Origin of the sequence: Rhizobium gallicum bv. gallicum R602sp, from assembly GCF_000816845.1 — a bacterium.
GTDB classification, from domain to species: domain Bacteria; phylum Pseudomonadota; class Alphaproteobacteria; order Rhizobiales; family Rhizobiaceae; genus Rhizobium; species Rhizobium gallicum.
Genome location: NZ_CP006880.1, coordinates 1 through 25,878, shown reverse-complemented (window position 1 = coordinate 25,878; position 25,878 = coordinate 1). Strand labels below are relative to the sequence as shown.

Genomic DNA, 25,878 nt, shown 5'->3' with positions numbered 1-25,878 from the left:
CGAGCAGGCTGGACGATGTGCATTTGTCAGCGCCCGTAGGGCGCTCGATCGATTGTGACGGCAGTTGCCGGCGACCGCAGCGTTGCCACGTCCGTGACCTTCGAGATTCGTCCGGAAGATCTGGTCGACTGTTCACATAACGACGCATGGTTTTGCGGTGCAATCGCAGTCGCCGCGTGGCTCGGCAACACAGCTTACGCATACGTTGAAATCGACGACGCTCGAATGCTTGCGGTAGAACTGCCGCGAGACACCGGCATCCGGGTTGGAATTCACCTGCGCGGCAATCCCGCGGCAATCCATCTTTTCAGCACATCCCCCGGCCGGCGCGTAAACTGACCATCAGCCGTCCGAAGTAACGCGTCACCAATCGATGAATTGCAAAGCATCGACGACCTGTTCGGCATGAGGTAGCGACCCATGTCTTAGGGCAAACTGTCGTAGATGCCTCTGGGGGCGGTTGCACTTTGCCCGCGTTTCGGGGGTGCGCACCGAAGATCCGCAAACCTTATTGTTGAGATCTGCAGTGGCCCGGCGATCGTCACGACGGGACTTCGAGGTATTTTATCTGATGTAGCGGTTCATCTGCGGATCACGCGGCGCGGAACGACTTCCGTTGGTCTGTTGCTTTCGAAGGGTTGCACGTTCCGTTGCATCTGCAACACGTTCTTGTCGCTGTCCAATTGAAACTGATTGACCAGATCCCGCAGGCGACCCGCCTCGGAGGACAACGAAGCGGCGGCAGCCGTTGACTGCTCGACCATCGCCGCATTTTGCTGGGTGGCCTGGTCCATCTGATTGACGGCCGTATTGATTTCAGCAAGTCCGGTCGACTGCTCGCGCGCCGAGGTGGCAATCGCATCCATGGCCCGATTGATCTGTGCAACGTACTCACCGATCGACTTGAGCGACCTTCCGGTTTCGAGGACGAGTTTCACGCCATTTTCGACTTCAGTTGACGACTTTTGAATGAGCCCCTTGATTTCCTTGGCCGCTTGCGCGGCACGTTGGGCAAGCTCGCGGACCTCCTGTGCGACCACTGCGAAACCTTTGCCCGCCTCACCAGCACGGGCAGCCTCGACACCGGCATTGAGCGCCAAAAGATTCGTCTGAAAGGCAATTTCATCAATTACGCCAATGATGTTCGAGATCTGCTGCGAACTGTCCTCGATGCGTCGCATAGCTTGCTCCGCTTCTGATACGACCGTCGCAGACCGCTGGGCGCTGATATTGGCTTCTAGAGACACATTGCGTGCCTCGTCCGTGCGTTTCGTCGACATCGCCACATTCGACGTGATCTCGTCCAAGGCGGCGGCCGTTTCCTCGAGAGAGGCTGCCTGTTGTTCGGTGCGCTTGGACAGGTCCTGGGCGCCGGATGCGATTTCGCCGGTGCCACTGTCTATGCTGTGTACCGTTTGGAGCACTGCGCCGATCGTCGCGCCCAATTGCCGGAGCGAAGCATTGAAGTCTTCGCGCAACGCCTCGTATTCCGCTCCAAACTGCTCCGAAAGCTGAAACGATATATCGCCTGCCGCAAGCCGCCGGAGACCTTCGCCCAATGTCGTGGTCGCGAAGCGCAGCTGTTCGGCCTCGCGTTCGGCGCGCTGCTGGGCTGAGGCGCGGGCCGTCTCGCTCTCGGTGCGGGATGCAGCAGCTTCTTTCTCGAGCCTGACGACATTGAGGGCATTCTGACGGAAGACTTCAACGCCACCGGCCATTTCGCCCACTTCATCGCCACGACCCGCATAGGGAATATCGCTATCGAGGTCCCCATCCGACAACCGCTTCATGGCGGATGCGATGCGTCGGATCGGATTGGCAATACCCGAAATCGCAAACACAATGCCAGCCACGGCAACGAGCACGGCCAACCCTGCGATCGCTGCCGTCAGCATGAAAGCGGACTTCGCGGAAGCACCGCTCGCGGCCACAAAGCCTTCGGCCTGGCTGAGAATAAAAGCAACCAGATCCGCCACTGCGTTGTTTACCAGCTCGGCTTGCGGCTCCATATTTTCCTTGAAGAAGCGAACCGCGTCGGATGTCTTGCCGCTATTTTGCAGCGCGATCATTTGCTCCGCCGACCCGCGATATTTGTTCAGTTCCGGCTTGATCCGATTGATCAGTTCGCGCCCACGCTCAGTGCGGACGCTGTTTTCATATTCGGAAACGACGTTCTCGGCAGCCCTGGCAGCAGCGTCGATCTTCTGCTTTCCGGTGTTCTGCTCCTCTGGCGTGTCGTCGAGAAGGTAATGGGTATAAGCAAGTTTCAGATCGAGGAAGCTGCCCTTGATCTCGCGAGCCATCACGAGCCGCTGCATCCAGAAGGTCCCAATCTGTTCAGTATTGGCACTGAGTGTCGAAATCGTGCTTAGCGACACATAGGACAGACCAACCATGAATATACTGATGATCGACAGCTTTAGAATCAGGGCTTGCTTGATGCTCGGACGTTTCATGCGGATCTCCCATTGAAGTCACCTACGACGCCGGCTCGCCGGTTGACCTAAAATGTCGCACTAGATTGATAATTTCGTATTAACTAAACAACATGAGCCGTTCGACCCAGGAAATGTCACGAGTTCCCCAAACACTCGCGATTACGCAGACCTGGCGGGACCTGGCCGGGGGAGCTGTGGTTCAAGTCGCTGCGAAGCCGATGGATAGCCTTGGGTAGAGCTTCGAAGCAAAGGTGTCATACCGTCACTTGACGCGTTTGGCGCCAGGCCTCAAAGCGTTCCAGGGTTTCCTGGTTTGGCGGGTAGACGCCCAAGGTAGATTTGCCTGACTCGATTTCCAGCTTGAGGAACTCTTCCTGCTCCTCCATCGCGACAGCTTCTTCGGCAATTTCATTTACATATTGCCGCGGAATAACGATGACGGCTTCGCTGTCGCCAAAGATGATGTCATCCGGGTAAATCGCCACCCCGCCGCAGGCGATTGGCTGATTCATGTCCGATGCGTGGTGGGCAACCAGGTTTGCAGGCGCTGCCGGTCCCATGCAGTACGTCGGAAGTCCAAGCTGAGTGATATCGGCCGTATCGCGGACGCCGCCGTCGAGCACGAGGCCGGCGGCGCCGCGATAGACGAGGCGACGGGCAAGCATGGCGCCGATGCCGGCGACCTCAGCCAAGGAGCGGCAATCGAAGACGAGAACATGGCCTACGGGTATCGTATCGATCGCCTTGCGCTGCTGATTGGACGGATCGGAGCTGTAAGTCGAGCCGTCAATATCTTCCCGGGCGGGAATGTAGCGGACGGTGACTGCTGGGCCAATCATCGGTTTGTCGGTGCTCGCGAGCGGACGCACGCCGCGAACCGCGGTGTTCCTGAGGCCGCGCTTTAGCAACAGGGTGCTGAGACTCGCGGAATTCGTCAGCAAAAGTTTCGCGTAAACTGATGGATCCAGATCCGTCATGTCATCCTCCGTTGTCCGCAGCGAGGTCTAACACAACGAAGAAATAGTTCAATATGGAATTATGTACTTCTTATTTGGAAGGCTGGAGAATTGCCGTTGATCGCCTTCGTCAACATGGCGGCACCCTCCAAAACCTCTCGCTTGATCGCCCGCGCTCTGTCTGGCGTAGCTTCACCAATGAACGGAACGCTGACCGTCGCCACGAGCCGACCTGCGGAATCGAAGACGGGCGCGGCAAAGGCTCGGAGGCCAAGGTTGGATTCCTGATTGTCCTCGGCCCATCCGTTGCGACGAATTTCGACGAGCGCCTCTTTCAACGCGTCTGGATCGGTGATCGTGTACGGTGTCTTCGCCTCCAGTCCGGTGCCGCAATAAGCCTCGATCTCGCCGTAGTCCGAATAGGCCAGAGCGAGCTTGCCGGCCGCGCCGACGTGCTTGCGCGAGCGACCGCCGATTTTGATGAAAAGCGCATAGTCGCCAGGACTGGAGGCCGCAAATATCGTCATCATTTCATTGCCCTCGGGGGCGGCGAGCCTGAACGATTCCAATATCCGGTCAGCCGCAGCCGTCAAGATCGGCCTTGCCGCCTCGATCACCGTCGCCCTGTCGGCACCGGGTGAGATTCGCCGCGCAAGTTCGACGAACTTGGGCCCCAGCTCGTAGGAAGCTCCGCCATTCACCCGCGCCACAAGTCCATGCGCGGTCAGCGAATTGAGGATGCGATAGACAGTGGAACGAGGCACTCCAAGCTGATCAACCAGTGCGCCAAGGGAAATCCCAGTCTTCGCATCGGCGATCGCCTCAAGCAGGTGTGCGGTCTTTTCAACAACTGGCGATCCATGCTTTGGTTCATTCATGAACTTCTAATTCCACATATGAATTAATAATCTTGACTTCATTGGAGCAGGCGAGCATGCTCGGTGCCACAAGTGTCACATTTGACACTACGCGCTTACAGAATGAAGTAAAGCCATTTGAATGCCAGCTTAAAGGGTCATAACCGGATGGTTGTCACGCCGACGGTACCGTGACGGAGGGGATGGTGCTCGTTTTCGATTTGGAGGAGGGATTTCAATGAAGAAGGTGATGAGAATTAATAATGCGTTGAGTGTCGGCCTGGCGCTTTTGCTGGCTTCAGGCACCGCGATTCCCGTCTGCGCGGCCTCGGACGCGCTGACGGTGGTGGTGACCGACGAGCCGAAGTCGCTCGATCCATGTGACACCGACCTTTCGGGCAATTCCCGCATTCTGCACAACAACATCACGGAAGCGCTCGTCAATCTGAACCCTGTCGATGGGTCAGTCGTCCCGAGTCTTGCCACTAGCTGGCGTCAGTTGGACAACCTGACCTGGGAGTTCACGCTGCGCGAAGGCGTAACCTTCCACGACGGCAAGCCATTCGATGCCAACGCAGTCGTTGCGGCTCTCAAGCGAGCACAGGATCCGGCTCTGGCTTGCGAAAGCGGACTTGCCACACTGAAAGGCGTCAAGTTCGACGCACAAGCTCTGACCTCGACGACCCTCCTCGTCAAAACGGATATCGTCGAGCCGATCCTGCCGAACAAGATGTCCGCCGTGGACATCGGTTCGCCGGCGACGCCGAACGACGGCAAGACGCGGTCCCCTGCCGGAACGGGACCTTACAGGCTCGCCGCATGGACGCCCGGTCAATCGATCAGCCTTGCGGCATTTGACGGCTATTGGGGAGAGAAGCCGGCGATCAAAAACGCGACAATCATCTGGCGCGCCGAGTCCGCCGTTCGCGCGGCCATGGTCGACACCGCCGAAGCACAGATCGCCTATGAAATAGCGCCCCAGGACGGTATCACGGAACAGGACCATGCTTTCCCTAACGCCGAAACGTCGTTGTTAAGGATCGACGCACAAGTTCCGCCCCTCAACGACATGCGCGTGCGCGAAGCACTTAATCTTGCGATCGACCGGGATGGCCTTGTCGGCACCATATTCCACGAAGGTGCTCAGAAGGCGATGCAGGTCGTGTCGCCGTCCGTCTTCGGCTTCAATCCCGACCTTCCCGTCTGGAAGTACAATCCCGAAAAGGCGAGGTCCCTGCTTGCCGCGGCCAAGGCCGATGGCGTGCCGGTCGACAAGGAGATCGTCATCTACGGCCGCATCGGGATCTATCCTAATTCATCCGAAAGCCTGGAAGCCATTCAGGCGATGCTCGCGGATGCCGGTTTCAACGCGCGGCTCGAAATGCTGGAAACAAGTCCGTGGCTGAAGAGGCTGCTGAAGCCTTGGGACAAGGAGCGTCAGCCATCGATCCTGCAGACACAGATCGACAACACCGAAGGCGACGCCGTGTTCACGCTGCCGAACCGTTTTACCACCGACGGCAACCAGTCTACCATAGCGGACCCCAAGCTCGACAAGCTGATCACCGACGCGTCGAGGGCAACCGGCGACGAACGCAGAACACTGTTCCAGGAGGCGTTCAAGTACATTGCCGTCGATGCGGTCAATATCGCACCGCTCTTCCACATGGTCTCGATCGCCCGCGTCGCCAAGAACGTGAACTATACGCCTGATGTGCAGGCTGGCAACGAGATCAAGCTGAAATCGATCAGCTACCGCTGATCGCGCAGGCCGGTTGCCTGAATGTCGCTTGAGGAGAGTGGATGTTCTTCACCTATTTCCTGAAACGTGCCGCCTTTGCGACACTCGCGCTTGCAGCACTGATGACATCTGCCTTCTTCCTCGTGCGGTTGACGGGCGATCCCGTCAATCTTTACCTGCCCGTCGATGCCTCGGATGCGGCGCGCGAGGCCATGCGCTTCCGTCTTGGCGTCGATTGCTCCCTCCTGGCGCAATTCTTCGATTGGGCTGGGGACATGCTTAGCCTCGATTTCGGGATGTCGCTTTGGCACAACCGCCCCGCCATGGACGTTGTACTGGAGGCCCTGCCGAACACGCTGGCGCTCGGCGCCATCGCTTTAACCTTGGCCTTCATCGCGGCCGTCATCACCGGGTCGATTGCCGCCGTGAACGCGGGTGGCTGGCTCGACCGGGGCATCAACTTGCTGTCGCAGGCAGCGGCCAGCGTGCCGGATTTCTGGCTCGGCCTGATGGGCGTCCTGCTGTTTGCTGTCACCTTCCGCCTTCTGCCGACATCAGGTTTCGGCGGTCCAATCTATTGGATCCTGCCGGCTGCCTGTCTTTTTGCAAGGCCGTTCGGGACGTTGGTGCAAATCGTCCGCGGCTCGATGATCGAAGCCCTGAATGCAACATTTGTCCGGACTGCGCGGGCTAAGGGCGCGCGCGGCGGCCGGGTCACCTTCGTACATGCCCTGCGCAATGCCCTCCTGCCCGCAGTCACCGTCACCGGTGACCTCGCCGCCCAATTCGCCGGCGGCGGTGGCGTCGTCGAGGTGGTTTTCGGATTTCCTGGCATAGGCAAGCTGCTGATCGACGGCATCTTGAAGCGCGACTTCGCGATCGTCCAGGCATCGATCTTTGCGGTCGCCGTCGTTATCTTCTTCATCAATATCCTGGTCGATATGCTCTATGCTTCGATCGATCCGCGCGTGAGGGTCGAATGACCAACACGACCGCCGACTTCCTCCCGTCGACCCGCGAGCGCCGAAGCCGCCGCGTCCTGTGGCTGATGCGCGCGCTCGCGGGTGACCCGATGGCGGTCGCGGCGATGATCTGGCTGCTGATCGCGGTTCTTGCCATTCTTACAGATGCCTTGTCGCTTCTGGGCGACAGCCGCATTTCACTTAAGGCGCGCAACCTGCCGCCCTTCGACTTCGGCCAGTCCTGGACATTGTGGCTGGGCGCCGATGCGCTCGGGCGCCCGCTCCTCGTCCGTCTCATCCAAGCGGCTTCGACGACGATCGGCATCGCCCTCGTGACCGTCTTGACAAGCTTGATCGGGGGAACGCTGCTCGGCGTGATTGCCGGTTACTTCGGCGGCATCGGCGGCAACGTCATCATGCGGGTCTGCGACATCATCCTGGGTTTCCCGACGCTGCTGGTGGCGCTTTTCGGCCTCTATTTGTTCGGCCCGAGCGTCAGCAACCTGGTGATCGTGCTCGCCGTCACTCGCATGCCTGCCTATATCCGCGTCGCAAGAGCCGAGACCCTGGAAGTCCGGGAGAGGCTTTTCGTTGATGCTGCGCGCGTTTTCGGCGGCGGGCCTGTCTGGATATTGCGCAACCACATCCTCCCGAGCGTCGCTCCCACGATGTTGACGCTCGCCTCGGTCAATCTCGCCATGGTCATGCTTTTCGAATCCGGGCTGAGCTATCTCGGCCTCGGCATCCAGCCGCCTGCGGTCAGTTGGGGCCTGATGGTAGCGCAGGGCCAGGGGTATCTGTCTTCCGCCTGGTGGCTCGGCTTTTTCCCTGGCCTGGCTGTGATGCTCACGACCATGTCCTTCAATCTCCTCGCCAACTGGTTCCGGATCGTCAACGACCCGACGCAACAGTGGCGCCTTGTGAGCCGGAGGCGTTGATGGCTCTTCTCGAGGTCGACGACCTGCAGGTCAGCTTCGATACCGCAGCCGGGCGCATCCTTGCACTCAACGGTGTCTCCTTCTCGCTCGAGCGTGGGGAGGTCCTGGCGCTTGTCGGCGAAAGCGGCTCCGGCAAGTCGGTGACGGCATCGGCGATCATGGATCTCGTTCCCAATCCTCCGGGCGCAATCAATGACGGATCGATCCGCTTCGATGGTGCCGAGCTCCTGCAGCTTTCGCGGAACGACCGACGCGATCTTTGCGGCGCTCGGATTGGCCTGATCTTTCAGGATGCGCTTGCGGCGCTCAATCCGGTCTACCCCGTGGGATGGCAGATCGCCGAAATGTTCCGCATCCACGGGCGCAATCCGGAAGGCGGTGTCGAAAAGGCTGTGATCGACCTCCTAACGGCCATAGGCATTCCTGACCCCCAACGTCGTGCCCGGCAATATCCGCATGAGTTTTCAGGTGGTATGCGCCAGCGCATCATGATCGCCATGGCCGTGGCACTAGAACCGGACGTCATCATCGCAGACGAGCCGACGACGGCGCTCGACGTCACCATCCAGGCGCAGGTGGTCGATCTTCTTGCTAATATTCGCAAGCGCAGCGATGCTGGCATGATCTTCATCACCCACGATCTGGGCGTGGTGGCCGAACTCGCGGATCGCGTCGCCGTCATGTATGCTGGACGTATCGTTGAAACCGCGGGCGTCTTCGAACTGTTCGCGGACGCCCGGCATCCTTACACCGTCGGATTGCTTGCCTCGCAGCCGCGCATGGACACAGATGAGCGCGAACTGGTACCGATTCCCGGCTCCGCTCCGAATCCTGTCTCCCTCCCTTCCGGCTGCGCATTCAGAACCCGTTGTCCGCGCGCCGAAGAGCTCTGTGCCGAGGTCGTGCCTGAACTTGAAACCGTAGGACCGGGCCGTAAAGCCGCCTGCCACTTCCCGGTATCGCCAGCATGATAGAACCCCTTCTGAAAGTCCAAAACCTCTCCCGGCACTTCGGCAGTACCTCCGCATCTGTGCGTGCCGTCGACGATGTCAGCTTCGAGATTGCCAGCGGGGAGACGCTGGGCCTTGTCGGCGAAAGCGGTTGCGGCAAGACCTCGCTGGTGCGGACGCTCTTGAAACTCGGGCCTGCGACCAGCGGCAGCGCCTTGCTCGACGGCGTGGACATTACGACGGCCAGCGGCCGGCAGCTGCATCAATTGCGCCGCAAGATGCAGGTCGTTTTCCAGGACCCCTACCAGTCGCTCAATCCCCGTATGCGTGTCGATCGGCTGATTTCCGAACCCTGGGTGCTGCATCCGGGTATCCTACCCAAGAGCAGCTGGCGTGAAGAGACCGTCAAATTACTCGAATCCGTGGGGCTACGCGCCGAACATGCGAACCGGTATCCTTCGGAATTTTCAGGCGGTCAGCGGCAGCGCCTTGGAATAGCGCGCGCTCTCGCGCTCAATCCTGCTCTCCTTGTCTGCGACGAGCCTGTCTCGGCCCTCGACGTGTCGATCCAGGCGCAAGTGGTCAACCTGCTGGTAAGGCTGAGGCGCGAGCGCAATCTGGCGATGCTTTTCGTCGCGCATGATCTCGCCGTTGTGCGGCATATCGCAGACCGTGTGATGGTGATGTATCTCGGCAAGATCATCGAAACGGGGCCGAAGCAATTAATCTTCAGCGCGGCGGCTCATCCTTATACGCAGGCCCTGATGTCGGCCGTCCCGACACCGGATCCAAGGCTTCGCGGGCACCGCAAGCGCATCGTCCTGCAGGGAGATCTGCCGAGCCCGGCAAATCCGCCAAGCGGATGTCGTTTCCGAACGCGTTGCTGGAAGGCGACGTCGATTTGCGAAGAACAGGAGCCCGCCTTGACCGCGCGAACCGCCGCCCCTGGTCTCCTGACCGCCTGTCATCACGCCGATGCAGAAATTGCCACTACGGCGGCGCCGATCCACTCCCATCCGGCCTAGGCGCCTAACAACCAATGGCGAGCCGACCTCCTCGTGGAGATCGGCCCGGGAAAGATCTTTTGAGCACTGCGGCGAAGACGTCCCTACTTTCGATATCTTCCGGGCACTGGCGAATAAAGGTGACGCTCCGGCATTTTCATCGTGCGATGCGAGTCGAGAGAATAATGGAGGAGAGGGTACGCTCAACGCCGTCAATTGTTCCGATCTGGTCGATCAACTGATCGAGTTCGGCGATCGATGGCGCTGTAATGATTGCGATCAGGTCAAACGAACCACTTACTGAATGAAGCGCCGTCAACTCCTGGATCTGATCAAGTGACGAGGTGACCTGCGAAAGCGCTTTAGGAGCGATGGTAATCAGGACATGCGCCCGCACCAGACCGGCCGTGTAGCGCTCCGACAACCTCACTCCATAGCCCGCGATTACACCTTCCCGCTCCAATCGCTCAAGCCGTGCTTGGACCGTCGTCCGAGACAGCGACAGCCGCTTGGCAAGCGTCGCCACCGGCAGGCGGGCATTCTCCGCAAGCAACGCCAGCAGGTCGCGATCTTTCCCCGTGATTTGCATCGTCTCACCCTACGTTTTGCTCAGCCGATCCGTCGTTTTGCTCAATAGTATACAACCAAATGCTCGTTTCATAGCTATGATTCGCCCTTGCATTGACATCATCTACGTTCAAGGCAAACGACTAGGGGGAACGTCTATGAAGGAAATCGTGATCATTGGGGCAGGCAAGATAGGTGGCGCGGTCGCCGCAATGCTTGCAGCGACAGGCGATTACCGCGTGACCGTGGCTGACCGTGACGAGACGCAGTTTTCGAATATCGATCGTCGCCTCGGGATCTGCACGGTCGTCCTCGACGTTTCGGACCGCGCAAGTCTTGTCACCGTTCTTACGGGAAAATTCGCCGTTCTTTCCGCTGCACCTTTTGATCTTACGGAACTGGTGGCTGAGGCTGCCCTCGAAGCCGGCGTGCATTATCTCGACCTGACGGAGGACGTGGCAACGACTAAAAAGGTGGAGGCGTTGGCCAAGGGCGCACGGACGGCATTCATCCCACAATGCGGATTGGCGCCCGGCTTCATCTCCATCGTCGCCAACGATCTGGCAAGGCGCTTCGACAGTCTGGACAGTGTTCGCATGCGGGTGGGTGCCCTTCCGCAGTATCCTTCCAACGCGCTGAACTACAATCTGACTTGGAGCACGGATGGGCTGATCAATGAATATATCGAGCCTTGCGAGGCAATCGTCGAAGGAAAGCTGGTGACCGTGCCGGCCCTGGAGGAGCGGGAGGAGTTTTCGCTCGACGGTGTAACCTATGAAGCCTTCAACACCTCCGGAGGCTTGGGAACCCTCGCCAAGACGCTGGAAGGCAAGGTGCGCACGATGAATTACCGCACGATTCGATATCCCGGGCATCAGGCGATCATCAAGGCGTTGCTCAACGACCTCAATCTAAAGAACCGGCGCGACGTGCTGAAGGATCTGTTTGAGAACGCCCTACCGGCCACTATGCAAGACGTCGTGGTCATTTTCGTCACTGTCTGCGGCTGGCGCGAAGGCCGCTACATGCAGGAGACTTATGCCAACAAGGTCTATGCTGGGACTGTTGGAGGCAAGAAGATGAGTGCCATCCAGATCACCACCGCAGCTGGCATTGCCACCGTTCTCGACCTCTTGTCGAATGGAAAGTTGCCCGGCAAGGGCTTCGTCCGCCAAGAGGAAGTCGATCTTACAACTCTGCTGAACAACCGTTTCGGGCAGGTCTACAATCCGGACGCAATAAAAGTGAAGGAAGCTGTCTGAAATGCTGGCGAAGTGCGGGTGAAGGGTCCGGTTTTGCGGTTCGCCAAATGATCACACGCAATGATCGCCTCGTTGCTGTTGGCTCGAGCCGTTAGAAAGGCGCCCCGCTAGGGTTGCCGGCCTGCTGCAAAAGCGAAAAGCACCGGTTGCTGACCTTTCAATATCTTGTGTTCGGCTTCGTCAAGACGGAACCATCCGGCTCGATCAACCTCTGGAAACGCCCTCATTTTCCCTGATCTCGGGGGCCATTCGATCTGGAACGTGTTGCTGACAATTGCTTCGGCGTCGATATCGGCCTCTATTGACCATACCAGCACGACTTTACCTCCAGGTTGCCGGTATTCGCCGAGCCAGGTGAAGTTGCCTTCGAGTTTGGACCCCACCTCCTCGAGCACCTCCCGTTTCGCCGCTTCCAGCGCATCCTCACCTTGCTCCATAAGGCCCTTCGGGATCGACCAGGCGCCTTCGTCCTTCTGCGCCCAGAACGGGCCACCGGGATGGACCAGAAACACTTCGAGATATCCGGCGGTCTGCCGGTATATCAAAAGGCCTGCGCTACGTTTCGGCATGACAAGAGCCTCCTTGGGAGGCAGGAACGAATAGCTCTTAATCTACAAGATCCGACCGGAGTTTAAACTCGGCCGTGCAGTTTGACGAATATCTAGTTTCACTCCGCCATCGTCCTAAGCTCTGTCACCGGGCAACCATTGCAGCTGCCTGCAGAGGAGAAAGGAAATGTCGCTCGAAACACTGCATACCGACAACAGGAGATGCAGGCGTTCATGCGGCAATAACGCCCGACTGCGACAGCAAAGGCGTGCACGAGGTACCGATTTGTTTTGCACGCCGGCGTGCAGATTTGCCCGGAGGCAATTTGCCCCTGCTTAGCGCTCGGGCGCGGCTGGACTTCAGCTACGCCCGAGCGCATTTCATCTTAAGCGACGAGATCGAAGCGATCGGCGTTCATGACCTTCGTCCAGGCTGCCACGAAATCGTGCACGAACTTCTCATGCGTGTCGCTCTGACCGTAAACCTCGGCAAGCGCCCTAAGCTGAGAATTCGAGCCGAAGACAAGGTCGATACGGGTGCCTGTCCACTTCAGCTCATCCGTATTGCGCTCGCGCCCCTCGAACACATACTTTGATCCTGGAGCCGCCTTCCAAACCGTGCCCATGTCGAGCAGGTTGATGAAGAAGTCGTTGGTGAGGGCTTCAGGGCGCTTGGTGAAGACGCCGTTCTGGGACTGTCCCGCATTGGCGTTCAACACGCGCAAGCCGCCGACGAGAACCGTCATTTCCGGCGCGGTCAGCGTCAGCAGTTGCGCCTTGTCGATCAGCAACTCCTCGGGCGAAATGGAATATTCGCCCTTCTGATAGTTGCGGAACCCATCGGCGATCGGTTCGAGAACGGCAAAGGAGGCCACATCGGTCTGCTCCTGCGTCGCGTCGGTGCGACCGGGTGTAAACGGAACCTCAATGTGGTAACCGCCATTCGCCGCCGCCTTCTCGACTGCCGCTGCGCCACCGAGCACGATGAGATCTGCAAGCGACACCTTCTTGCCGCCAGGCTGGGCATCGTTGAACGCCTTCTGGATGCCTTCAAGTGTCTCGAGCACGGTTGCCAGCTGGGCCGGCTGATTGACCTCCCAGTCCTTTTGAGGCGCAAGACGGATCCGCGCGCCATTCGCGCCGCCGCGCTTGTCGGAGCCGCGGAAGGTCGACGCCGAAGCCCAGGCGGTCGAGACCAGCTGGGAGATGGGCAGTCCCGATGCGAGGATCTTGTCCTTGAGATCGGCGATATCCTGCGTATCGATCAGGAGGTGATCAACGGCGGGAAGCGGATCCTGCCAGATCAGTTCTTCTGCGGGAACCTCCGGGCCGAGGTAGCGTGCCCGCGGACCCATGTCGCGGTGGGTCAGCTTGAACCACGCACGGGCAAATGCATCGGCGAACTGATCCGGATTTTCGAAGAAGCGCCTCGAAATCTTTTCGTAGGCAGGATCGAAGCGCAAGGCAAGGTCCGTGGTCAGCATGGACGGCGCGTGACGCTTGGACTTGTCGTGCGCGTCCGGTACGGTAGCAGCACCCGCACCGTGCTTCGGCGTCCACTGATGCGCACCGGCCGGGCTCTTCGTCAGTTCCCATTCGTAACCGAACAGATTCCAGAAGAAGTTGTTGCTCCACTTCGTCGGTGTCGTGGTCCAGATGACTTCCAGGCCGCTGCCGATGGTGTCACCGCCCTTGCCCGTTCCGAAGCTGCTTGCCCAGCCGAGGCCCTGCTCCTCGATGCCAGCCCCCTCGGGCTCTACACCGACATGTGAGGCGTCGCCTGCGCCATGCGTCTTGCCGAAGGTATGTCCTCCTGCAATGAGCGCAACGGTCTCCTCATCATTCATGGCCATGCGCGCGAAGGTCTCACGAATGTCCCTGGCGGCGGCAAGCGGATCGGGATTGCCGTTCGGGCCTTCCGGATTGACGTAGATGAGGCCCATTTGCACGGCGGCGAGAGGGTTTTCGAGGTCTCGTTCGCCAGAGTAGCGCTTGTCGGCAAGCCAGGTGTCCTCGGCACCCCAGTAGACGTCCTCTTCGGGCTCCCAGACATCCGCGCGACCGCCGGCAAAGCCGAACGTTTTGAAGCCCATCGACTCCAGCGCAACGTTGCCGGTGAGGATCATGAGGTCGGCCCAGGAAATCTTGTTGCCGTATTTCTGCTTGATCGGCCATAGCAGCCGGCGCGCCTTGTCGAGGTTGACATTGTCCGGCCAGCTGTTGAGCGGTGCAAATCGCTGCTGACCAGCTCCGGCACCGCCGCGCCCGTCGCCGGTACGGTAGGTGCCGGCGCTGTGCCATGCCATGCGTATGAAAAGGGGGCCGTAGTGACCGAAGTCCGCCGGCCACCAGTCCTGCGAATCAGTCATCAGCGCGAAGAGATCCTTTTTCAGGGCTTCCAGATCGAGCTTCTTGAACTCCTCGGCATAGTTGAATCCTTTGCCCATAGGGTCGGACAGCGAGGAATTCTGATGAAGGATTTTGAGATTCAACTGGTTCGGCCACCAGTCCCGGTTCGACCGCCCGCCATGAGCCGTATGTGTATGAACAACCGGACACTTGCCCGCGGTCTCGACTTTTGAATCCATGTTTTTATCCCTTGCGATTACTTGTACTGGGTGACCCAGCGGAAGACGGCCATGCAGGAAAAGAGCTTACGACGTTAGGCGTTGCGGATATGGGCACGACGCGCTGTAGACCGCCGTCGATCACCAACCGGGTGGGACAGCGGCCGCCTCTCCTCTCTGCTTTAGCACTATATCCAAGCTGCTTCATTAATTTAAGTTGGATTTTCTGATCACAGCGATAAGGTGAAGTTATGACAAATTTGACGCTCAAGCAGCTTCGCTATTTTGAGGCGCTGGCCCGACAGGGCCATTTCGGACGTGCGGCAGATGTTTGTGCGATATCCCAGCCCGCCTTGTCCATGCAGATCAAGGAACTGGAAGAAACGCTGGGGACAGAGCTCTTCGAAAGAGGCGCGCGTCAAGTCCGGCTGACCAGCTTCGGGGAAGCCTTTGCGCTTCGCGTGCGCGACATCCTGCGTTCTGTCGATGAACTGGCAGACCTAGCACGCGCTTCGCAGGACCGGTTGGTGGGGCGGCTGCGGATAGGCGTGATCCCGACGGTCGCGCCATACCTGTTGCCTGCGATCATCGGCAACCTCACCCGCATAAATGACGGGCTTGAGATCCACGTGCGCGAGACGCTGACCTCCAGGCTGGTTCACGAGCTGGCGGAAGGCAGGCTCGACACCGCAATTGTCGCGTTGCCGGTATCCGAACCTTCGTTGACCGAGGTTCCATTGTTTTCGGAGAATTTCGTGCTGGTTCGACCAAGCGAGGATGAAGGTAAGCCTGTACCCAACCGCGAGGCCCTGCGTGAAATGAGGCTGCTTCTACTGGAAGAGGGGCACTGTTTTCGCGATCAGGCTTTGTCATTCTGCAACATTCGTTCGGCGCTGCCGCGAGAGCTGCTGGACGGCAGCTCTTTGTCGACGCTGGTTCAAATGGTCAGCGCCGGCATTGGCGTTACTTTGATCCCCGAAATGGCCGTGGGAGTAGAGACGCGCTCGGCGTCAGTCTCTGTCGCTCACTTTCAGAGCGTTCAACCCTCACGAACGATCGGCATGATCTGGCGCAAGACGAGTCCTTTAGCCCAGCAGTTCTTGAAGGTTTCTGAAATCGTCCGTCAGTCAGCCGATGCGATGCGCAAGCAATACAAATCCAGCATCGTGGACGTGGGTGCCGAGCAATAACTGGCTCGCGGCGACCATTATTTAGGTAGGCCATGCGCCTGACCTTCATCCTTAACTTCCCGCGGCGTGGGCGTGGGAATAACGCCATGATCCGGGTCCGTTACATCCTGCCCCGTCGAACCATCCGAAGCTACTCGACGCTCATCTTCACGGCTAGCCCGTCTGGTGTCTCGCAGGGTTGTTGCCTCGTTGATGAGGGAGGACAGTTCATCATCGGACAAGTTGGACAGGTCGAAGGTCTTGGTCATAAATCTCTCCTGGCGGGCTCTGTTTCTACGATGGTAAACGCACAACTTCGCGAAACGAGCCAATGGCGGGCAGAAATTTGACGGCGCCAGAACGACCGACAAGGCGAAAAAGCCAAGTCTCCCCCTCCCTACCGTCGACTAGATGCACTGCAGAAATCGATCGGTTTCTGTCAGCTCAAGCTGCACTGAAAATCGCTCGCCCAGGAGTTCCAATGACGCCTCATGCGATTCATCTGCACCGCTACAGACAGCGTCCGTCAATAAAATGACCCGGTAACCGAGATCGATTGCGCCCAGGACCGCGGCCAATACGCAGACATCCGTCTCGCCGCCACTGATGACAAGGGTCGACACGCCCTGTTCGGCAAGCGTCGCATGGAGCCGGCCACAGATCCAAGGTGAGTAAGTGGCCTTGTCGAAGACCCGAGCAGGCGGCACAAGGCGGGCAAGCGAAGGGACAAGTTCTATGAGACCCGACGGCAGCTGCTTGCGCGTCATCATCCACCATTTCTCGTAATAGTGTTGCCAGGTGCCTGGCATGTCGGATGCGTTTTCCGGTGGAATAAATCGAGTAAAGACCGTCCGCTCGGCATGACGGCCCGCGACCTCCTCAACCAGTGGCAAGACGCGCTTCATCCATTCGACGTGCCATGGCGTCGCCTCGAAGAACAGGCACTGCATGTCCACGCACAAGTGACGCCATTCGCCAAGACTATGCAAATGCTCGCTCAGCGGCGTCACTCCTTGCTAATTTCCTCTAGAATTAATCGCAGCTCAGTGATTGGCAGGCGGTTTTCGTCGAATAGCTCGACAGACAACATGTGGACGGGGGTTTCGGGTAGCCCGCCGGCGGCAGTCTCGGTAAGAGCGTGGCGGGCTTCGGCCTTTGCAGCCCGCACCCCGTCAAACTCGCGGCTCGTCTCTACCAGTTCCCCTTTCGCGCCGACGACCCGGTAAAAGTATTTCATCTGAACTCTCCTTGGGTTGTCAGTGAAACACTTTGCGTGAGCGGTGGTTCCGCGTGAAACGTGATGCCCTTGGTCAATCATTCCGAAGACGGCGGGGCTGTCGGGACGTCTCGCAGAGGTTTTGCGTTGCGCATATGTCGGTGAGCAATGGGCTTGTAATCAGCTATCGGAACATCCCGCGCTGCGTCGCGTTCCGGTTGGTCACTTACCACTACCATAGGAGAGCAGAATGGCTGCAAAGACGCTAAACGACCTGTTCGTCGACACGCTGAAGGACATTTACTTCGCCGAGAAGCAAATCCTCAAAGCCTTGCCGAAAATGGCGCGCGCGGCGCAATCGGAGGAAGGCAAAGCAGGTTTCCTGAAACACCGTGACGAGACCGAAAGTCAGGTCGAGCGGCTCGTGCAGGTGTTCGAGATCATCGGCAAGCCCGCTCGTGGCAAGACCTGCGAGGCGATTCAGGGCATCATCGCCGAAAGCGAAGAGATCATTGAAGAGTTCAAAGGCTCCGCCGCACTCGACGCGGGACTGATCTCTGCCGCCCAAGCCGTCGAACATTACGAAATCGCCCGCTACGGCACGCTGATCGCCTGGGCAAAGCAGCTGGGTCTGAAGGAGGCGATCCCTCTCCTTCAGGCAAGCCTCGCCGAAGAGGAAGCCACCGACAAGAAGCTCACCCAGCTTGCGCAAACTTCGGCAAATGTGAAAGCAACGAAGGCTGCATGAGTCGTTAACCCGGATGGCTTGGAGGGCCGCCATTCGCGCGGCCTTCCAGCATGCCCCGCGTCGGCGCTGGAGGCGCTCTTTCATTCGACGAGGCCCGCGCGGGGCATTTATTCGCTACGACCATTTGTTCTGTCCAAACGCAATCGGTGTCACGCGGCGCAACAGGAATGGGGAACGCAGCGCCTTTCGGCATTGTCAATCGCATCGAAGCCACGATCATGATCGCAAGTTGTCACGGCAAAGACAGCAGCTGCGCAAGTGTGACCGGTCTGAGAGCCCGCGCATCAACGCCAACATCATATTGCCGGGGCATCGGCTTCAGCCGACCATGCGAATGCCCATGAAGGTTGATCGAGTTCTTGCCCATCTTGTGCCAAGTCCGGAACGGAAAATGACATAGCACGAGAAGATGCTCGTCTGTAACGAGCTCGGCATAATGCTGAACGCTGGTCCAGTTCTCAGCCTTCGTTGTCGTCTCGGGATCACAGTTGCCAATAATCAAGTGCTTGCGGCCGTTCAGAATCGAAAGAAGCTGATCGCAGTCGCCCCCTTTCGCCGACATGAAGTCGCCGAGATGCCAGATGTCGTCGTCTTTTCCGACGATGGCATTCCAGTTCCTGATCAGCGCAACGTCGTGCTCTGCCATATCGGGGAATGGCCTGCGATCGATCCGCAGCACACGCGGGTCGGCGAAATGGGTGTCACTCGTAAAGTAGATCATGAATGGAACAATGGAGCGGTGGCGGCCAGAGTCAAAGTGCCCAGCAAAAAGCCGCGCAGACGTTTGCTTTCGGGCCCCAACCATAAAGTGGGGCATGTTCGTCTTGATCCAAGTCGCGTCAATAACGACCAGTCGTGCCGGATCGAGGCCCGACTGCCATCCAGCGACTGGCAGTATCGGCACGTAAGGCAAGGCGCCAGTTTCCCGGAAAAAAACAGCAGAATCCAGTCGCCGAGGTTGGAGTTCATGACCTTTCAGTGGGTTCATAAGACACGTTCAAAACGATCAGTTATCCATTTCTTCCGGACTGGCACGGCACCTCCCCCTGGTTAACCTTGCAATTGTGGATCGTATCTCCATAATTGCGCGAATGATGATAGCAAGATGGAAAACAGCAGAGCTCGTCGAGCTCCTCAATAACAATCCAGCGGTCGCCTTGCTCGGGCCCCGACAGGTAGGCAAAACGACCCTCGCATTGGAGATCGGCGAGCAACGGCCGTCTATCTATCTCGATCTCGAATCCGACTCGGATCGTGCCAAACTCGCCGAGCCGGAACTTTATCTTGCCGGACACGAGGACAAACTTGTTGTCCTCGACGAGGTCCATCGCCTCCCGGATCTGTTCCAGAACCTTCGCGGCCTGATCGACCGAGGGCGACGGAAGGGACTGCGCAGTGGCCGTTTCCTGTTGCTTGGCTCGGCCTCCATGGATCTCCTGAAACAGTCTGGCGAGAGCCTAGCCGGTCGGATCGCCTATCTGGAACTCGCACCGATCGACGGCCTCGAGGTCGAAGCCGGCGAACTCAACAAGCTTTGGGTTAGAGGAGGGTTTCCCGACAGCCTTCTGGCGGCGAACGACACCGTCAGCCAACGCTGGCGCATCGATTTCATCCGGACCTATCTCGAGCGCGACATCCCTCTTCTGGGGCCGAGGATCCCAGCCGAAACGCTACGCCGCTTCTGGACGATGCTCGCCCATCACCAATCAGGCCTACTCAATGCGGCGGAGTTCGCCCGCGCACTCGGTGTCGACGGCAAGACAGTCGCTTCCTATCTCGACCTCATGGTCGATCTGCTTCTGGTGCGTCGGCTCGAGCCCTGGCACAGCAATGCCGGCAAGCGCCTGGTGAAATCGCCGCGCGTCTATGTTCGCGATTCCGGCCTGCTCCACAGTCTGCTTGGTTTGACCACGCTTGATGATGTCCTGGGCCACCCCGTGGCCGGAGCGAGTTGGGAAGGCTTCGTGATCGAGACCCTTCATGCAGTTATGCCAGAGGGTGCCCAAGCCAATTTCTATCGCACCTCGGCCGGCGCCGAGATCGATCTCGTTGTCACGTTGCCCCGTGACCGCCGCTGGGCGATCGAGATCAAGAGAAGTCTCACGCCAAAGGTAGAGCGGGGCTTCCACCACGCCTGCCTCGATCTGGAGCCGGATCGCCGCATCGTGGTGTACCCAGGCAGCGAAGCGTATCCTCTTGGCAATGATATCGAGGTGCTCCCTTTGCGCCAGCTTGGCGAACAACTCGCAGGCGGTCGGGAATAATATTCGCGCGGATACTGTCGCTATTTCAGTTCGTCGACACGTCTGGCGAACTTGTCAATCGTATCAACACGTTGTTTTTGCTTGCTCGTTCAGCGGGGCAGGTATGAAACAGTCAAAAGGCGTCGGGTGCCGCGCTTCGGCGGTCATACGAGCCTCTCATCGGCACCCGGATGCGGAAGCCCAGCCTGCTGCCCGGCACGACGTTCAGCAAGGCGCGGGAGCTCGGCGAATGTGATTCGAAGCGGCATTCAAGCGCTGCATCGCCTTCGGTCCCGACGGCCTGGACATGTTTCTGAAACTTCGCTAGAGATGGTAATGTTATTACATATCAAGAAGGGATTTCCGATGTTACCTAGATTGACGATCGCCGGGGCCTTTGCAGCAAGCCTCTCGGTGAACCCGGCCTCCGCTGAAGAGGAAAAGCAGACATGGCGCCTGTTCATCGCCGACCACACGGCACCCATCGCTCGTTCATTCGATGTCAAGACCGGTGAGCAGATCGGTGAGTTTGAGCTGAAGGGTTATGCGGCGCTGGCCGCCAGTCATTCCGGCCAAACAGTTTTTGCCGTCCAATCAGAAGCCAATACCGTCCAGGTGATCAAAACCGGCGTGACGCTTTCCGACCATGGCGAGCATCGCGATCTGGAAACATCCGCACCTTTGCTGCTGCAAGCCACTCTCGACGGGCAGCGGCCGGTCCACGCCGTCGTGCACGGCGACGACGTGGTGTTGTTTTACGATCGGGAAGGCAAAGCCAAGCTCGTTTCCGAAGAAGATCTTCTGGAAGGCGCAGCATCCGAAAAGCTCATAGATGCGACGGCACCGCACCATGGTGTCGCCGTGCCCATGGGGCAGAATATGCTGGTCTCGGTTCCCGATACCAAAACGGAAACCAAACCGGATGAGCTGCCGCCACGTCTGGGCCTACGTGTTCTAAACACAAACGGAAGACAGGTCGGCGATGTCACACCCTGCACGGCGCTGCACGGAGAAGCCTTCTCGGCAAAGCTCGGTGCCTTCGGTTGCGAGGAAGGCGTCCTGATTGCGCGTCCTGGCAAGGAGCAGACCGTGCAACTTAAAATGCTGGAATATGGCGACAGGCTGCCGAAGGGAAAAGTGACGACCTTGCTCGGCAGTAAGGTGATGCAATTTTTCCTGGGCAACTACGGCGAGGACAAGATTGCCCTGATCGACCCAGACGGCACCGAACCGTATCGCTTGGTCGATCTGCCGACCCGCCGGATCGATTTCGCGCTCGATCCTACGCGGGTCAAGAATGCCTATGTACTGACCGAAGACGGGCAATTGCATCTTGTCGACGTTCTAAGCGGTCAAATCACGACGTCGGCAAGGGTCACCGAGCCTTACAGCAAGGATGGTCACTGGCGCGATCCGCGCCCCCGGCTCGCAGTTGCAGGCGATCAGATCGCCATAACCGATCCTCGCCATAGCGTTGTGCGGATGATCGATATTGAGACCATGAAAGAGGTTCGGACCATCCCGGTTCAGGGACTGCCTTTCGGCATCGTCGCCGTCGGGGGATCAGGCGCTGTCCATTGATCGCCCTTGTATCTACGGCTTGACGTGACTGTTGCGCTCGGCATAACTGGGCGCGACGGTTCCCCGACGTAGACTCCGAGAGGATTAATAGGGAACACGGTGCGGAAGACCCAAAAGGGACCAAGACCGTGGCTGCCCCCGCAACTGTAAGCGGATTGCCGATCATCCTCGTGGCGCCACGCGCCATGCCACTGTGAGCTCGTTCTCATGGGAAGGCAGATGGTCCGGTGCATATCCGCGAGCCAGGAGACCTGCCGTCAAAGAGAGATCAATTGAACGGGCGGGGTTGCCCGGAACAGGAGACGAGATGATTTCTTTTGACGCCCCTAATCGGCGCAGACCCCTTCCGCGTGAGGCGGAACGGATCGCCCTTTTCAATAAACCATAGCCGCTGCAGGTAAAAAGCCAGTCGTGCCGGGCGGCGCGCCCGCCCGTATGGCCGGTGACCACCCTAAGCGTTTTCCATCAAAATCGGAGCGATCAGGCCGCCGCGCCGACGCATCCTCAACTCCCTGTGAGTGTTTCCATGTCATCCGATCCAAAACGTCGGCCGTTCATTCTGCGCCTTGCCTTCGCGGTATTGGCAACCTTTGCGATTTCTGCACCTGCTTTTGCCGCATCGACCACCTACCCCCTGACAATTGCCAATTGCGGCCGATCCATCACCTTCGATAGGGCGCCGGGCAAGGTGGTTTCGATCGGCCAGGCGATGACGGAAATCCTGCTGTCGCTCGGCCTTGCGGATCGCATCACGGGCACGGCGGTCTGGTTCAGCCCAGTGCTCAAACAATTCGATGCGGAAAACAGCAAGATCAAGCGGCTCGCCGACAATGATCCGAGCTTCGAGGCGGTGGTCGGAACCGGCCCCGACCTGGTTGCTGCCGAGTTCGAGTGGCATGTCGGCCCGAGTGGCTCGGTTGGAACCTACGATCAGTTTTCGAAGCTTGGCATCAACACCTATGTCGCTCCGGCCGATTGCGCCGCCAAGGACAATACGACGGGTGGTGATGGTGTGCGCAAGGAAATGCTGAAGACCGAGGTCATCTATCAGGAGATCGCCGAACTTGCCGCGATCTTTAACGTTCAGGACCGCGGCGAGGCATTGGTCGCAAGGCTGAAGGAGCGTGAGGATAAGGCGATCGCATCCGTTGCCGAGACAAGGGTAAAGGATATCCCGGTCGTATTCTGGTTCTCCAGCAAGGAAGTCGACGGGGAAGCCTTCATGGCCGGCCGCAACGGCGCGCCCGCCTATATCATGCGAGCCCTTGGGGCAAAGAACGTGATTGCCACGAACGAGGAATGGCCGTTGGTCGGCTGGGAAACGGTCGCCGGCCTCAATCCTGCAATCATCGTCATCGCCGGGATGGATCGTCGCCGCTACGCTGCCGACGATCCGGCCATCAAGCTTACCTTTTTGAACAGCGATCCTGTGGCAAGCAGGATCAGCGCTGTGGAAAAGAAGCAGGTGGTCGTCATGGACTCGCAGGCAATGAGCCCATCGATCCGCCTTGTCGACGGCATCGAGACGCTTGCAGTAGCCATACGGCAGTTTGGGCTGGCGAAGTGAGCAAAGACGCCGGGCAACGCAACGGATGGGGCGGCTTTGCCGGCTTGTCCCTACTTTCAATGGCTGGACTGACCTTGGCAATAGGCCTCGCCGTATCGATCGGCGAAATCGTCATACCGCTGCGGACGATTGCGGAAGCTATTGCCAACCGAATGTTCGGCACCTCCTTCGCAATCAAGCCGATCCATGAGGGTATCATCTGGGACTATCGACTGAGCCGCGCCCTGGTCTCTGCAAGTTCCGGCGCGGCTCTTGCGATGACGGGCGCCATGCTGCAGGCCCTGCTTCGCAATCCGCTTGCCGAACCTTATGTGCTTGGCATTTCGGCGGGCGCCTCGACCGGCGCGGTCGCCATCATGATCCTCGGCATCGGGTCCGGTGTGCTGACGCTTTCTACCGGCGCTTTTTTCGGCGCGGTGGCAGCCTTCGGTCTCGTCTCGCTTTTGGCCGCAGGCGCAGGCGGCGGCGCCGACCGGATCCTCCTGGCAGGCGTTGCCGGTTCGCAGCTCTTCAATGCGTTGACCTCCTATATCGTCACGACCTCGGCCAATGCCGAGCAGGCAAGGGGTATCATGTTTTGGTTGCTCGGGAGCCTCAGCGGCGTGCGCTGGACGGATGTTTTGCTCGTTACCCCCATTGCCGGCGGCGGCTTTGTGATCTGCATGCTTCACGCACGTGTGCTGGATGCCTTTGCCTTCGGTACGGACTCTGCCGCAGCGCTCGGCGTACCGGTACGGCGCGTGCGTCTTACCCTTCTTGGTCTGACGGCCGTGATGACCGCTGCCGTCGTCAGCATCGTCGGTTCGATCGGCTTCGTTGGTCTTGTCATTCCGCATGCGGCGCGCTTTCTGGTGGGTCCGGCTCACGAGCGGTTACTGCCGGCAACTGCGTTGATCGGGGCGATCTTCATGGTACTTGCCGATATCGTCTCGCGCACGATCATCCCGCAGCAGGTGCTTCCAATTGGCGTGGTCACGGCACTTTTCGGCGCGCCTGTCTTTGCCCTCATCCTCTACAAGGCAAGGAGGCCGGTATGAGCATATCGATGCGCAATGTTGCCTGGTGCGCCGGCAGCACAATGATCATCGATGGCGTCAGCCTTGATGTTGCGCCGGGCAAGACGCTTGGTCTGCTCGGACCCAATGGCTCTGGCAAGTCGAGCCTGCTGCGTCTCATCTGCCGGCTGCGACAGGTCAAGAGCGGCGTCATCAGACTGGGCGAGAGCAATATCAGCACAATGGCGCGTCGCGAGATTGCCCAGCGTATCGCACTGGTCGAACAGCAGGCGACAACCGATGCGGACATTTCGGTAAAGGATGTTGTCCGCCTCGGGCGAACACCGCATCGAGGCGCGCTCTCGCCCTGGGACAGGACGGACGAGGACGCCGTCAATGCGGCTCTCGAACAGGTCGGCATGGCGGCCAAGGCCTTACAGCTTTGGCGCACGCTGTCAGGTGGGGAGCGTCAGCGCACGCACATCGCCCGCGCCCTTGCGCAAACGCCCACCGAACTGCTGCTTGATGAACCGACCAATCATCTCGACATCCAGCATCAGTTGGAGCTGCTTGACCTCGTCACGACGCTTCCGATCACCAGCGTCATCGCATTGCATGATCTCAATCTGGCGGCAATGTTCTGCGATAGCCTGGCCATCCTGCATGGCGGCCGCGTGGTTGCTGCCGGGCCGCCCGAAGCGGTTCTGACCGAAGAGCTCGTTCTAGATGTATTCGGAGTTCGGGCTCACATCGAAAAGTCGGCGGTTCACGGCAGGCATTACATCCAATATCTCACCCGTTAAGGGCGGCACCATCGACGGGAAGGATCGGCTGATGGCGGCGGGGAAGGCATCATTGCTCTTGTCTTCGGCATCGTCCTCAGGAGCGATGGCCGCTTCCAAGGCTGGCGCCGACCTGTGCCCGCCAGTTTTGCCGCAAGGATGGTTCGGTGGCGGATCTTGCCGATCTCCGGCGCCGGGCGTCATGCTTTCCTTGACCATCGGGCACCGTTTAGGTACCATACAGCTATGATTTCCGGGAGATCCTATTAAGTTTATCTGATCTCTAACAGTTTGTTATCACAGTCTATTCAACATCTAACGGAAACAATCACGGCATTTCGTTCGGTCACAGCGGCCCCTGTTTCAGGCGTCGTGATGTCGTGATTTCCGCGGCTCGAATGAGTGACGCGGCTCCTGCGGTTGCTCCGCCTCTGCCGGCCTTCCGAATCTCGATTCAATCGCAACTCCATCAGTTGCCTCAGGCTGTTTAGAGGGCCCCGCCGGCTCGGTTGATTGCTCCTGCCGCGTCCAGGAGAGGTGCACACTCTTCCTATTGCAGACCCGAGCAAGCCGCATGGTTGGATGTAAAATTGATTGCAGCCTCTGGCCGATGAACGCGTCCGCGGTCATGATGTCCTGCGAGGCCTTTCCGGTCGGTCCGCAATCCGGCACCTTTGGGCGCGCGGGCGAGTTAAGAGGCGGAGTGTCGTGGTTGCGGTGTCGGCGGACGAAGGCTGCGTGACTGTCGTTTTCTGAGGCGGTGAAAGGCGAGTTTACTGCAGTCAAC

General features: G+C 59.0%; 24 protein-coding genes, 1 pseudogene and 1 riboswitch. Of the genes and pseudogenes, 14 read left to right on the top strand and 11 right to left on the bottom strand.

Features of this window, described 5'->3' with window-relative positions; genetic code table 11:
- The first annotated feature begins 54 nt into the window (after window positions 1-54).
- The gene (locus RGR602_RS39490) at window positions 55-339 is read left to right on the top strand and encodes a TOBE domain-containing protein (protein ID WP_040114516.1); all 285 of its coding nucleotides are present in this window, start codon (window positions 55-57) and stop codon (window positions 337-339) included.
- 242 nt (window positions 340-581) lie between these two features.
- Here RGR602_RS39490 and RGR602_RS23510 read toward each other — a convergent pair whose 3' ends face one another.
- From RGR602_RS23510 to RGR602_RS23500, 3 genes are all read right to left on the bottom strand, one after another.
- Entirely contained in the window at window positions 582-2,456 is a 1,875-nt protein-coding gene (locus tag RGR602_RS23510) for a HAMP domain-containing methyl-accepting chemotaxis protein (RefSeq protein WP_040114515.1), read from the bottom strand.
- A gap of 236 nt (window positions 2,457-2,692) precedes the next feature.
- Window positions 2,693-3,415, bottom strand: coding sequence for a ribonuclease activity regulator RraA (locus tag RGR602_RS23505; RefSeq protein WP_040114514.1), 723 nt, complete (start codon window positions 3,413-3,415; stop codon window positions 2,693-2,695).
- Between the two features lie 59 nt (window positions 3,416-3,474).
- Window positions 3,475-4,272: an IclR family transcriptional regulator gene (locus tag RGR602_RS23500; protein ID WP_040114513.1), complete on the bottom strand. Its 798-nt coding sequence runs from the start codon at window positions 4,270-4,272 to the stop codon at window positions 3,475-3,477.
- A 217-nt stretch (window positions 4,273-4,489) separates the two neighbouring features.
- On the opposite strand from RGR602_RS23500, the gene RGR602_RS23495 reads away from it, so the two are divergent.
- The 5 genes from RGR602_RS23495 to RGR602_RS23475 are packed head-to-tail and all read left to right on the top strand — an operon-like array spanning window position 4,490 to window position 9,867.
- Window positions 4,490-6,013 carry an ABC transporter substrate-binding protein gene (locus RGR602_RS23495; protein ID WP_040114512.1) on the top strand — a complete coding sequence of 508 codons (1,524 nt, stop codon included), beginning with the start codon at window positions 4,490-4,492 and terminating at the stop codon, window positions 6,011-6,013.
- Window positions 6,014-6,054: 41 nt separating this feature from the next.
- Entirely contained in the window at window positions 6,055-6,975 is a 921-nt protein-coding gene (locus RGR602_RS23490) for an ABC transporter permease (protein ID WP_040114511.1), read from the top strand.
- Window positions 6,972-7,892 (top strand): ABC transporter permease, encoded by a 921-nt coding sequence (locus RGR602_RS23485; RefSeq protein ID WP_040114510.1) that lies wholly within the window; start codon window positions 6,972-6,974, stop codon window positions 7,890-7,892. The genes RGR602_RS23490 and RGR602_RS23485 overlap by 4 nt, the downstream gene beginning before the upstream one ends.
- Window positions 7,892-8,863 (top strand): ABC transporter ATP-binding protein, encoded by a 972-nt coding sequence (locus RGR602_RS23480; protein WP_052451730.1) that lies wholly within the window; start codon window positions 7,892-7,894, stop codon window positions 8,861-8,863. The genes RGR602_RS23485 and RGR602_RS23480 overlap by 1 nt, the downstream gene beginning before the upstream one ends.
- Window positions 8,860-9,867, top strand: coding sequence for an ABC transporter ATP-binding protein (locus tag RGR602_RS23475; protein WP_040114508.1), 1,008 nt, complete (start codon window positions 8,860-8,862; stop codon window positions 9,865-9,867). The genes RGR602_RS23480 and RGR602_RS23475 overlap by 4 nt, the downstream gene beginning before the upstream one ends.
- Before the next feature lie 136 nt (window positions 9,868-10,003).
- Here RGR602_RS23475 and RGR602_RS23470 read toward each other — a convergent pair whose 3' ends face one another.
- Entirely contained in the window at window positions 10,004-10,435 is a 432-nt protein-coding gene (locus RGR602_RS23470; RefSeq protein ID WP_040114507.1) for an Lrp/AsnC family transcriptional regulator, read from the bottom strand.
- A gap of 136 nt (window positions 10,436-10,571) precedes the next feature.
- Between RGR602_RS23470 and RGR602_RS23465 the strand changes: the two genes are divergently transcribed.
- On the top strand, window positions 10,572-11,675 hold the full coding sequence (locus RGR602_RS23465; RefSeq protein WP_040114506.1) for a saccharopine dehydrogenase family protein: 1,104 nt from the start codon (window positions 10,572-10,574) through the stop codon (window positions 11,673-11,675).
- Window positions 11,676-11,782: 107 nt separating this feature from the next.
- Here RGR602_RS23465 and RGR602_RS23460 read toward each other — a convergent pair whose 3' ends face one another.
- Together RGR602_RS23460 and katG are read right to left on the bottom strand one after the other, a co-directional pair.
- Window positions 11,783-12,244 carry an NUDIX domain-containing protein gene (locus RGR602_RS23460; protein ID WP_040114505.1) on the bottom strand — a complete coding sequence of 154 codons (462 nt, stop codon included), beginning with the start codon at window positions 12,242-12,244 and terminating at the stop codon, window positions 11,783-11,785.
- 365 nt (window positions 12,245-12,609) lie between these two features.
- The gene (gene katG / locus RGR602_RS23455) at window positions 12,610-14,811 is read right to left on the bottom strand and encodes a catalase/peroxidase HPI (RefSeq protein ID WP_040114504.1); all 2,202 of its coding nucleotides are present in this window, start codon (window positions 14,809-14,811) and stop codon (window positions 12,610-12,612) included.
- Window positions 14,812-15,041: 230 nt separating this feature from the next.
- On the opposite strand from katG, the gene RGR602_RS23450 reads away from it, so the two are divergent.
- Window positions 15,042-15,980 (top strand): hydrogen peroxide-inducible genes activator, encoded by a 939-nt coding sequence (locus RGR602_RS23450; protein ID WP_040114503.1) that lies wholly within the window; start codon window positions 15,042-15,044, stop codon window positions 15,978-15,980.
- Window positions 15,981-15,997: 17 nt separating this feature from the next.
- Here RGR602_RS23450 and RGR602_RS23445 read toward each other — a convergent pair whose 3' ends face one another.
- The 3 genes from RGR602_RS23445 to RGR602_RS23435 form a co-directional block, all read right to left on the bottom strand.
- Window positions 15,998-16,228, bottom strand: a complete 231-nt coding sequence (locus tag RGR602_RS23445; protein ID WP_040114502.1) for a hypothetical protein — start codon at window positions 16,226-16,228, stop codon at window positions 15,998-16,000.
- Window positions 16,229-16,366: 138 nt separating this feature from the next.
- Complete coding sequence (locus tag RGR602_RS23440) at window positions 16,367-16,948, bottom strand: cysteine hydrolase family protein (RefSeq protein WP_170250691.1); 582 nt, start codon at window positions 16,946-16,948, stop codon at window positions 16,367-16,369.
- 17 nt (window positions 16,949-16,965) lie between these two features.
- Window positions 16,966-17,196: a DUF6894 family protein gene (locus RGR602_RS23435; protein ID WP_040114501.1), complete on the bottom strand. Its 231-nt coding sequence runs from the start codon at window positions 17,194-17,196 to the stop codon at window positions 16,966-16,968.
- 229 nt (window positions 17,197-17,425) lie between these two features.
- Between RGR602_RS23435 and RGR602_RS23430 the strand changes: the two genes are divergently transcribed.
- Window positions 17,426-17,923, top strand: coding sequence for a YciE/YciF ferroxidase family protein (locus tag RGR602_RS23430; RefSeq protein WP_040114500.1), 498 nt, complete (start codon window positions 17,426-17,428; stop codon window positions 17,921-17,923).
- Window positions 17,924-18,155: 232 nt separating this feature from the next.
- Here the strand turns inward: RGR602_RS23430 and RGR602_RS23425 are convergent, their stop codons facing one another.
- Both RGR602_RS23425 and RGR602_RS37575 read right to left on the bottom strand, forming a co-directional pair.
- Window positions 18,156-18,644 (bottom strand): metallophosphoesterase family protein, encoded by a 489-nt coding sequence (locus tag RGR602_RS23425; protein ID WP_028739344.1) that lies wholly within the window; start codon window positions 18,642-18,644, stop codon window positions 18,156-18,158.
- 47 nt (window positions 18,645-18,691) lie between these two features.
- Window positions 18,692-18,803 (bottom strand): annotated as a pseudogene (locus tag RGR602_RS37575) (IS630 family transposase); the annotation flags it as partial.
- A 214-nt stretch (window positions 18,804-19,017) separates the two neighbouring features.
- Between RGR602_RS37575 and RGR602_RS23420 the strand changes: the two are divergent.
- The 5 genes from RGR602_RS23420 to RGR602_RS23400 all read left to right on the top strand — a co-directional run bounded on the left by RGR602_RS23420 (window position 19,018) and on the right by RGR602_RS23400 (window position 25,112).
- Entirely contained in the window at window positions 19,018-20,187 is a 1,170-nt protein-coding gene (locus RGR602_RS23420) for an ATP-binding protein (protein ID WP_040116401.1), read from the top strand.
- A gap of 345 nt (window positions 20,188-20,532) precedes the next feature.
- Window positions 20,533-21,747: a metallochaperone AztD gene (locus RGR602_RS23415; RefSeq protein WP_170250690.1), complete on the top strand. Its 1,215-nt coding sequence runs from the start codon at window positions 20,533-20,535 to the stop codon at window positions 21,745-21,747.
- A gap of 39 nt (window positions 21,748-21,786) precedes the next feature.
- Window positions 21,787-22,020, top strand: a riboswitch (cobalamin riboswitch).
- A 253-nt stretch (window positions 22,021-22,273) separates the two neighbouring features.
- The gene (locus tag RGR602_RS38760; protein WP_052451728.1) at window positions 22,274-23,314 is read left to right on the top strand and encodes an ABC transporter substrate-binding protein; all 1,041 of its coding nucleotides are present in this window, start codon (window positions 22,274-22,276) and stop codon (window positions 23,312-23,314) included.
- 59 nt (window positions 23,315-23,373) lie between these two features.
- Complete coding sequence (locus RGR602_RS23405) at window positions 23,374-24,351, top strand: FecCD family ABC transporter permease (RefSeq protein ID WP_082046760.1); 978 nt, start codon at window positions 23,374-23,376, stop codon at window positions 24,349-24,351.
- Window positions 24,348-25,112, top strand: a complete 765-nt coding sequence (locus tag RGR602_RS23400) for an ABC transporter ATP-binding protein (RefSeq protein ID WP_040114497.1) — start codon at window positions 24,348-24,350, stop codon at window positions 25,110-25,112. Before RGR602_RS23405 ends, RGR602_RS23400 begins: the two co-directional genes overlap by 4 nt.
- Window positions 25,113-25,878: the final 766 nt, after the last annotated feature.

Bases quoted from the DNA above. Each gene is read 5' to 3' on its own strand.
- RGR602_RS23510 (WP_040114515.1), bottom strand. From the start codon at position 2,456: ATGAAACGTCCGAGCATCAAGCAAGCCCTGATTCTAAAGCTGTCGATC.
- RGR602_RS23505 (WP_040114514.1), bottom strand. From the start codon at position 3,415: ATGACGGATCTGGATCCATCAGTTTACGCGAAACTTTTGCTGACGAAT.
- RGR602_RS23500 (WP_040114513.1), bottom strand. From the start codon at position 4,272: ATGAATGAACCAAAGCATGGATCGCCAGTTGTTGAAAAGACCGCACAC.
- RGR602_RS23495 (WP_040114512.1), top strand. From the start codon at position 4,490: ATGAAGAAGGTGATGAGAATTAATAATGCGTTGAGTGTCGGCCTGGCG.
- RGR602_RS23490 (WP_040114511.1), top strand. From the start codon at position 6,055: ATGTTCTTCACCTATTTCCTGAAACGTGCCGCCTTTGCGACACTCGCG.
- RGR602_RS23485 (WP_040114510.1), top strand. From the start codon at position 6,972: ATGACCAACACGACCGCCGACTTCCTCCCGTCGACCCGCGAGCGCCGA.
- RGR602_RS23480 (WP_052451730.1), top strand. From the start codon at position 7,892: ATGGCTCTTCTCGAGGTCGACGACCTGCAGGTCAGCTTCGATACCGCA.
- RGR602_RS23475 (WP_040114508.1), top strand. From the start codon at position 8,860: ATGATAGAACCCCTTCTGAAAGTCCAAAACCTCTCCCGGCACTTCGGC.
- RGR602_RS23470 (WP_040114507.1), bottom strand. From the start codon at position 10,435: ATGCAAATCACGGGGAAAGATCGCGACCTGCTGGCGTTGCTTGCGGAG.
- RGR602_RS23465 (WP_040114506.1), top strand. From the start codon at position 10,572: ATGAAGGAAATCGTGATCATTGGGGCAGGCAAGATAGGTGGCGCGGTC.
- RGR602_RS23460 (WP_040114505.1), bottom strand. From the start codon at position 12,244: ATGCCGAAACGTAGCGCAGGCCTTTTGATATACCGGCAGACCGCCGGA.
- katG (WP_040114504.1), bottom strand. From the start codon at position 14,811: ATGGATTCAAAAGTCGAGACCGCGGGCAAGTGTCCGGTTGTTCATACA.
- RGR602_RS23450 (WP_040114503.1), top strand. From the start codon at position 15,042: ATGACAAATTTGACGCTCAAGCAGCTTCGCTATTTTGAGGCGCTGGCC.
- RGR602_RS23445 (WP_040114502.1), bottom strand. From the start codon at position 16,228: ATGACCAAGACCTTCGACCTGTCCAACTTGTCCGATGATGAACTGTCC.
- RGR602_RS23435 (WP_040114501.1), bottom strand. From the start codon at position 17,196: ATGAAATACTTTTACCGGGTCGTCGGCGCGAAAGGGGAACTGGTAGAG.
- RGR602_RS23430 (WP_040114500.1), top strand. From the start codon at position 17,426: ATGGCTGCAAAGACGCTAAACGACCTGTTCGTCGACACGCTGAAGGAC.
- RGR602_RS23425 (WP_028739344.1), bottom strand. From the start codon at position 18,644: ATGATCTACTTTACGAGTGACACCCATTTCGCCGACCCGCGTGTGCTG.
- RGR602_RS23420 (WP_040116401.1), top strand. From the start codon at position 19,018: ATGATAGCAAGATGGAAAACAGCAGAGCTCGTCGAGCTCCTCAATAAC.
- RGR602_RS23415 (WP_170250690.1), top strand. From the start codon at position 20,533: ATGTTACCTAGATTGACGATCGCCGGGGCCTTTGCAGCAAGCCTCTCG.
- RGR602_RS38760 (WP_052451728.1), top strand. From the start codon at position 22,274: ATGTCATCCGATCCAAAACGTCGGCCGTTCATTCTGCGCCTTGCCTTC.
- RGR602_RS23405 (WP_082046760.1), top strand. From the start codon at position 23,374: ATGGCTGGACTGACCTTGGCAATAGGCCTCGCCGTATCGATCGGCGAA.
- RGR602_RS23400 (WP_040114497.1), top strand. From the start codon at position 24,348: ATGAGCATATCGATGCGCAATGTTGCCTGGTGCGCCGGCAGCACAATG.